Annotated in this window: 4 protein-coding genes; all 4 read right to left on the bottom strand. The window is 44.2% G+C overall.

All coding sequences use genetic code 11. From position 1 onward, the window contains the following. Positions 1-156 precede the first annotated feature (156 nt). Positions 157-414 carry a hypothetical protein gene (locus Q0779_RS23440; protein ID WP_298776661.1) on the bottom strand — a complete coding sequence of 86 codons (258 nt, stop codon included), beginning with the start codon at positions 412-414 and terminating at the stop codon, positions 157-159. Between the two features lie 30 nt (positions 415-444). Beyond that, positions 445-2085 carry an ATP-binding cassette domain-containing protein gene (locus tag Q0779_RS23435; RefSeq protein WP_298776658.1) on the bottom strand — a complete coding sequence of 547 codons (1641 nt, stop codon included), beginning with the start codon at positions 2083-2085 and terminating at the stop codon, positions 445-447. Beyond that, entirely contained in the window at positions 2082-2795 is a 714-nt protein-coding gene (locus Q0779_RS23430; RefSeq protein ID WP_298776656.1) for a PLP-dependent cysteine synthase family protein, read from the bottom strand. The genes Q0779_RS23435 and Q0779_RS23430 overlap by 4 nt, the downstream gene beginning before the upstream one ends. A gap of 298 nt (positions 2796-3093) precedes the next feature. Further along, positions 3094-7637 (bottom strand): condensation domain-containing protein (locus tag Q0779_RS23425; RefSeq protein WP_298776655.1); only part of this gene is annotated, 4544 nt, incomplete at its 5' end.

Genomic DNA, 7637 nt, shown 5'->3' with positions numbered 1-7637 from the left:
TTAGTTAGTTAGTTAGTTAGTTAGTTAGTTAGTTAGTTAGTTAGTTAGTTAGTTAGTTAGTTAGTTAGTTAGTTAGTGATCTTAAGATGGGTGTATTTAAAATCGATTTTTTGGCTACAGCCTAGTGATGGCAAGGGTTACAAACCGTTCTTCTAGTCAGAGAACCCTAAAACAAGAAACAGCATATCCAATACCAAAACAAGCGAAGGCAAAAAGCGCAACTTGCCCTGCAACAGGAATGGAAAAACCAGCCAAAGCCGCAGCACTTGAACCCAAAAGAACAGTACCTTGAACAGCGACACCAGTTACAACCCCTTTAGCCACATCCGCTGAAAAACGTTTAACAACTTCTCTTAATGTCACTTCGTCATTCATCATATAGTCGGCTGCATTCACCGCACCACTAAAGGCCATTTCAACAATGATATTTGATTTGAACCATGCCTATTTCTGAAACGCACGCACTTCTCTGTTTGTATGGATTTGCTTGGCTTTTCCTTGCTGTATTTCCAAGATGCTGTCTGCCCGATGGAAATACGCCTCATCATGGCTGATAGCAATTACCACTTTCCCTCGAGCTTTCAATTCCGGTAGTACTTGTTCATAGAAGACTTGACGAAAGTAAGGATCTTGGTCTGCGGCCCATTCATCGAAAATAAATACGGGTTTATCTTCAAGGAGGCCACAGGCCAGACCCAGTCGCTTTTTCTGGCCAAAAGAAAGTGTATCGGCACCCACAAACTGGTTGTCCTTCAGGCTGACTTTATCCTGCAAGTGAAACTGATGCAGGTAACGCTGAAAAGCTTCGCCTTTATCTTTCGCGGAAAAGGTCAGGTTCTCAGAAAAGACATAAGGGCTCTGATAAATCACCGATAAAGAAGATTGCCAAGCCTGCTGATTCATGTCTGTCACCTGAGTCTCGCCAATCTTGATCTCACCACTATCGGGCACCGTCAGGCCGGTGAGTATCGCCAGCAAAGTGGATTTACCACTGCCATTCCCGCCGATAATAAAGGTGATAGCTCCCGGTAAGAAGATGGCATTAACTTGGCTCAGGGCAAACCCTATCCCTTGCTCTTCACTGGGATATTGATAACAAAGATTGGTTATTTCTATCGGCTGCTCTGTTGAAATAGTGACGGTTCGTTCTGAATCGCTGTTACTGCGCTGCATAAACGCGCTTATCTGTTGATAAGCCACCCAAGCCGCCATGCCTTGACTTAGACTCATTACTAGCATCGATAAGGGGGAGATAACCATCATCATCAAAATAATGAAACTCAGGGTATTTTCGTCATGAAGCCAATGCAGAGTCACTAGGCTGCCGCCGATGATCAAATAAAACCCCAACCAAAAGGTGCTGATAATTTGTTGATCCCATAGCCAAGAGCGAGCCTGAGACTGATGCAGTTTCTGGATCCCCGGGATCACATAACGTTTAGCAAAATTGTCACATCGCTTTGGATCCACTTTCAACTCTCGGAATCCATCAACAGAATCGAGAATGTGCTGTGTGCTCACTTCACGGTGGTTTCGGGTCTGACGGTGATGGCGTACTGAGCGCTGTTGCAGCAGAAAAATAACCGAAAGTAACAGCACCATCAAGATCACAAACCCTCCAGTCGCCGCTGGAAAAACGGACACCATATAGCTCAGCAGTAATACCACCGTAATGACATTAATCACCAGTCGGGGCACCTGCTGGGCAAAGGTCTCCACCTTCTGGACATCGTCGGTTAACAGTGCGTGGAAAAAAGGACTCCCTTTGCGACAAAAGACAGACCAAGAAGTCTTCAACACCGCTTGATGCAATTGGACTCTCAGACTAGCCACCCAGCGATTAGTAAACGCGGTGGAGTGACGCAATGACAAGTGGTTGGTCAAGACAAAAGCCAGTACAGTCCCGATAAAAAACAGGCTGTAATACAGCAGTCCCTCATCCATCACCATCGATTGAAAGCGGCTCAGTAAAATCACCACTCCAGTACTCAGAACACTACTGACAATCCCCCAGAAAATAGCACTGATAAATTGCCTTCGGATAGGACCGGGCTGCTTCATCTCGTTCGAAATGATGTTGTTCATATTGTTTCCTCCACGGCTCGACTAGCAGGTCGAATGTTGTTATTAAGCTTATTTATCACTGCTAGCACCCCGCCAGCACAGCCCCCAACTAACAGGCCTTCCTGACACGCAAGTCGTTGAACCAAGGCAAAAGCCTCTTCATCAGTGAAAGATTCGACCCTGTCAATCAGAGAAAAGTCATGGATAGGACAAATGCCATCTTTACCCGCCCCCTCAATTCGATAACTTGACACTGCATCAGGTTTACCCGTATGGAAGTAGTCGAAAAAGGCTGAGCCTTTGGGATCGTGCATAATGACTTGAATGTCTGGATTTCGCTCTTTTAAATAACGTGCTATTCCTCTGACTGTCCCACCAAAACTGGCAGCTGCGACCAAATAATCTACCCGGCCGTCCATATCCTCCCAGATTTTCGGATCTGTTCCGTCATAATGGGCATCGATATTATCCTGATCCTGACTCTGGTACTGATTTAACAGAACAGCTCCGGGGAGTGTTTCTGCCAGTCGACGAGCCCGATTCACATCGTGCTCAGGTGAATTAACACTGACGCCTTGCGGAGAAACTCTAACTTCAGCGCCAAACAATTCCATCGTGCGGATTTTTTCCGAACTGGTTTTAGCTGGCACAGTGACCAAACACTGATATCCTTCTGCCGCCGCGATCATGGCCAGAGAAGAGCCAGTATTTCCAGAAGAACCTTCCACCAAAGTATCACCAGTTTTAACTCTCCGCGTTCAATAAGCGACCGTACCATTTTGTATACGATGTGGTCTTTAATACTCAAAGACGGATTAAACTGCTCGCATTTTGCACAGGCCGTAAACGAAAAAGCGGTGGGAAAGCGGTGTAACACCAACATAGGTGCCTGACCAACGAGATTTGATAAACTTTGAACAAGCATAATCGGATTCTTTAAAAATAAGATGAATTTAAAGATATAAGACATTGACATCCCCATCATAAAAAGCTAAAAGAAATGACACAGAATTACGAACACAGCCCACTTCATTTCTCCCTACCTATCACATCTGCAATAGCCGTTATATCTTCTTTATTCATAATCCACCCATAATGTGCGCCCTTCAGTTGTTTAACGGTGAAACTGCAAGCATCACTTAAGTAACGACTTAAGTGATTATCTGATGTCTGGGTAACATAATATTCACTTATTAATCTAGCCTCGTTAATCTTATTTATATCTAGTTGCTCTATTTGTTCTGGATAGGCATTGTCATTGTCTACTTTACTGGCTTTAAATAAAACAATCTCAGAATGGAAGTTAGGCAACACGTCATTGGGCCTGTACTTCTCCAGTATACCACTTTTATGCTCCTCCTGTGTGTCACTCCCCCCCCTTGACATTGCGTGTTTATAGTCAAAATAAGCGTCTATCAACACAATTCTTGACACCTCATTACTATCGCCAATAAGCTGCCTCGCTATTTCAAAAGCCAATACACCACCGAAACTCCAGCCTATTAATTGATACGGTCCTACGGGTTGAATTCGTTTAATCTGCAAAATATATAATGATGCTAATGCTTCAATCGAAAGACGTTCTATCGACTGAATACCTTTAGCTGTGCTCAAATAATAAAAGAAATTATTAAATAACACTAACTTTCTGTCATTCAGCATTGGCACCAGATTATTCAAATAACCCTCTCCCCCTCCTCCGACTGGAGGTAAAAAGAAAATTGGGCTGTCTTTACTTTCTCTATCATTGATAAGCTCATAAGGAATATAGTCATCAAAATCACTGGGGGTATATTCTTGAATGCGATGACTCACCACCTCATCACAATGGGAGATGATGGTGTTAAGCGATGCACCTAAGTCTTGACTCATGTGCTGAGTCACCGCGTCACCTAACTGCGTCACGACACTAAAACGTAACGCGCCATCCACCACCATGCCATTAATATTGATAATATTCTCATCATGATTGGCTGCATGCACCGCTGTGCCCGCACTGTCAGTCGACAGTTGCCACACTGTAGAGGCTTGACGCTCGCCATCAAACTGACCTAGATAGTTAAAACTAATGGGCGGGAGTGGGAGGGTTGAACTATGGGCACCTTGCGCTTGCGCAAAACAACTAAAGCCAATGCCTTTATTGGGAATGGCTCTGACACTTTCTTTGATGAATATAATACTGTCTCTTAGCGTAGGCTTTAACGACAAACTGACTGGGTACATCGTCGTAAACCAACCTACCGTCTTACTGGTATCAATGTCCAGCTCAAGTGACTCCCGACCATGGCTTTCTAAGGTTATCCCTTGAATGTCTTCTTTATTCCAAGCTTGTAAAGCATACGCGAGCGCGGTCAATAATAAGTCATTAATCTCTGTATGGTAAGCCTGATTCGCCTGTTGGAGCAGGCGCTGTGTTGCTGCAACACTTAACGTCACCTCCCCAATTGACGGAGTGACTTTTTGATATCGGCTATAATCTGGCGTCCCTCTTAACACCTCCGCCCAATAGTCTTGCTCTGTTGGGTTATGGCTAAGATAAGAGTTGACAGTATTCACCCATTGACGATAACTGCTGGTTTTCGCTAACAGTGAGTGACCATGATAAAGCGTCTTTAAGTCGTCCATGAGTATTCGCCAACTCACGGTATCGATGAGCAAGTGATGAAAGGCAAAATAGACACGAACACTGCCATCGCCATACCCATAAAGGTAACCGACTTGCCACAGAGGCAATGGCCTATGGCCTTCTAGATTAAAATCACTTTGCCACAGCGTTAATGTGTCATGCAATGACGCGGCATCACATGTCGATACATCCAGTGTGTTTAGCTCAGGAGGGGGCATTGATGCATGATAGCATTGGGTATACTGCCCCTCTTTATCCTGTTCGAAGCTCACTCTTAACATGTCATGTTGGTGCATTAACAGCTCAATACACGATTGGAGTTGTTCAATATCAAGCTCAGGCACATTCACTAAGAATGACTGGTTCCAATGATTGGGCTGTTGGAAAACCCCAGCCTCTTTTTTATTAAAAAACCAATCTTGGATAGGTAATAAGTTAAAACGCCCATCCAATAAGCCTTGCTCTGCTTGAATCTCAATAAGCTCATCAAAGGTGATAAGGTAATGAGACAATTTAGCAATGGTTCGATGCTCAAAAATATCTTTCACTTGCAACTGATAGCCAGCACGACGCAAACGAGACACCAGCTGAATGCTAACAATCGAATCGCCGCCAATGCGGAAGAAATTATCATCAATGCCGACTTGCTCAAGCCCCAGCACGGCTTGCCAAATTTCACACAATTGACGCTCAATATCATTACGCGGCGCCACATACTCGTCACTACTTACCAACTCAGGCTCAGGCAAGGCCTTGCGGTCTAACTTGCCATTGGCGGTGAGTGGGAGTTCACTGATGGGAATATAAACCGATGGATGCATATAAAGTGGTAAACTCTCTTTTAATACACTGTTAATATAGCTATCAAGACTCACCGCTATCGCTTGACTTTCTGCTTTTTCCTCAAGGGCTGGATCGATTGTTCCAATAGCTAACGCATAAATGGCGCCCTCATAAACGGACAATCCCAAAGTGCAACTGCCCACCCCCTGTTGATACCAAGCTTCGGTGAGAGCTTGTGCTTCAAAGCCCGCTTGTATATAACTTTCAGGGTGTTGGCCCCCCTCAAATACTAGCATGCCCTCCGCACCTTTCATCATCTGACCAAAGGCTGAACTTTGACTCATCACCGTTTGTTGGTTTAAATCAAAACGGTTCTCCCCCTTGTCTCGTTCAGTAAAACAACCCTGCTGGTTACTGAGTATGCGTTTATTTAGTTGACAGGGCCTCCATTGCTCTGATTTGTTGCTTTGCTTATCGAATGCAAGCCTTAATAGATGATGAAAATCACCTTCTTTTTGATCACGTGGAGAAACATGATAAGCAATGCCAGCACCTGAAAGTGCCTTTTCGGCTAGATAGCACATGTGGCCCATTTCTAAATAGCCAAGACGCAAAGAAGCATCCTGATAGAGTGGTACTATGGCAGGCAGATAAAGTTTGAAATTAACCTCAACTGATTTAACGTCTATGCTTGAGCCTGTTCGTTGCAGTTCATGTTTAACCGGATGATAATAATACTCACCCGCCTCTATACCCTCAGCCCAATCGTTAGGCATGCTAATAAAGATCTGTATCGCATAACTGCTTCCACCTGAAGGATATAAGTATTTTGGTAAAACTTTATCGTCTAATATAATGCCACTCAGGGGCGCCAGTACTTGCTTGAGCCCTGCCAATGTCAACGTATGATTTGCTTGTGCTTGAGTGCATTCATCAAAGCTGACGCGGCGAGGTAAAGATAACGCAGGTAATGCTTGACCAGTAAATTCTCGGTAACTTTTTCTTAAGCGATACTGCTTTTCATCCAAATTTAAGTGAAATGAAACGCTTGGCTCTAATTCATTGTTAATGCCATGTTGCGCAAATTTAAAACTTTCTGCATTAAATGACGGCGCTTGAGCGTTAAATGAGGGCGAAACCAAATAAGCCACTAAGTGATTATCATGCACCTGCGTAATGGCCTCTTCTATGCCATTAAGCTGCGTCAATTTATGTGAAATCTCTTCAAGCTCCACCCGATAACCATTTAATTTAACTTGGCTATCTTTCCTACCCTGGAATGCTATATAACCCGCTTGATGCCATTTGCCTAAATCACCAGTTTTATAAAGTCGCCCTAATGTAGGATGATCAATAAAACTGGCATGGGTTTTTTCTTCATCATTCCAATAGCCTATCGCCACCCCGTCTCCGCCGATGTGGATTTCACCAGCAACCCCGATTGGACAATGCTCATTAATATCATTTAGCACATACATGGTCTGATTGGGCATCGCTTGCCCATAAGGGATGGCGCTCCATTCTGGTTTCACCTCCTCTATTTCATGCCATATGGACCAAATTGACCCTTCTGTTGCGCCGCCTAAACTCATCACGGTAATGTGTGGATTTAACGCGTTGATTTGCGTCGGGAGAGTGGTCGGGATCCAATCGCCACTCATTAGCACTCGTTTCAGTGAGTCTAAGCAGTGGCCGTTATCATCTGCGTAATCAATAAGCAGTTGCATTAACTGCGGCACTGTGTTCCAAATAGTAATATCGTACTTGGCAATCAACTCATACCAGTGACTGGGTTCTTTCGTTTTGCTTTGCTCAGGGAACACTATCGTTCCCCCCGCTGCTAATACACCAAAGATATCATACACAGACAAGTCAAAGCTAAGCTCTGACAGCGCTAATACCTTATCACTGTGATTAATATCAAAGCGTTGATTAACGGCTTTTATTGTATTCGCCGCGCCTCGGTGAGAAATGCTCACCCCTTTGGGTTTGCCTGTACTGCCTGAGGTGAAGATGACATAAGCAATATCATTCAGTGTCGCTTTCGGTAACGCCTCTTCCAACAAGGCCACATCGGAAATGTTAGCTTGGCCATTGAGCACATCCTCAATGACTACCCATCTATATTTTGATTCAATCTCTCGCCCTTTGATGCAGCCATTAT

Source organism: uncultured Shewanella sp. (assembly GCF_947491715.1).
Taxonomy (GTDB): Bacteria; Pseudomonadota; Gammaproteobacteria; order Enterobacterales; family Shewanellaceae; genus Shewanella.
This window is presented reverse-complemented; position numbering and strand designations above follow the sequence as displayed.

Excerpts from the sequence above, each read along its gene's own strand:
- Q0779_RS23440 (WP_298776661.1), bottom strand. The coding sequence starts at position 414 with ATGGCCTTTAGTGGTGCGGTGAATGCAGCCGACTATATGATGAATGAC.
- Q0779_RS23435 (WP_298776658.1), bottom strand. The coding sequence starts at position 2,085 with ATGAACAACATCATTTCGAACGAGATGAAGCAGCCCGGTCCTATCCGA.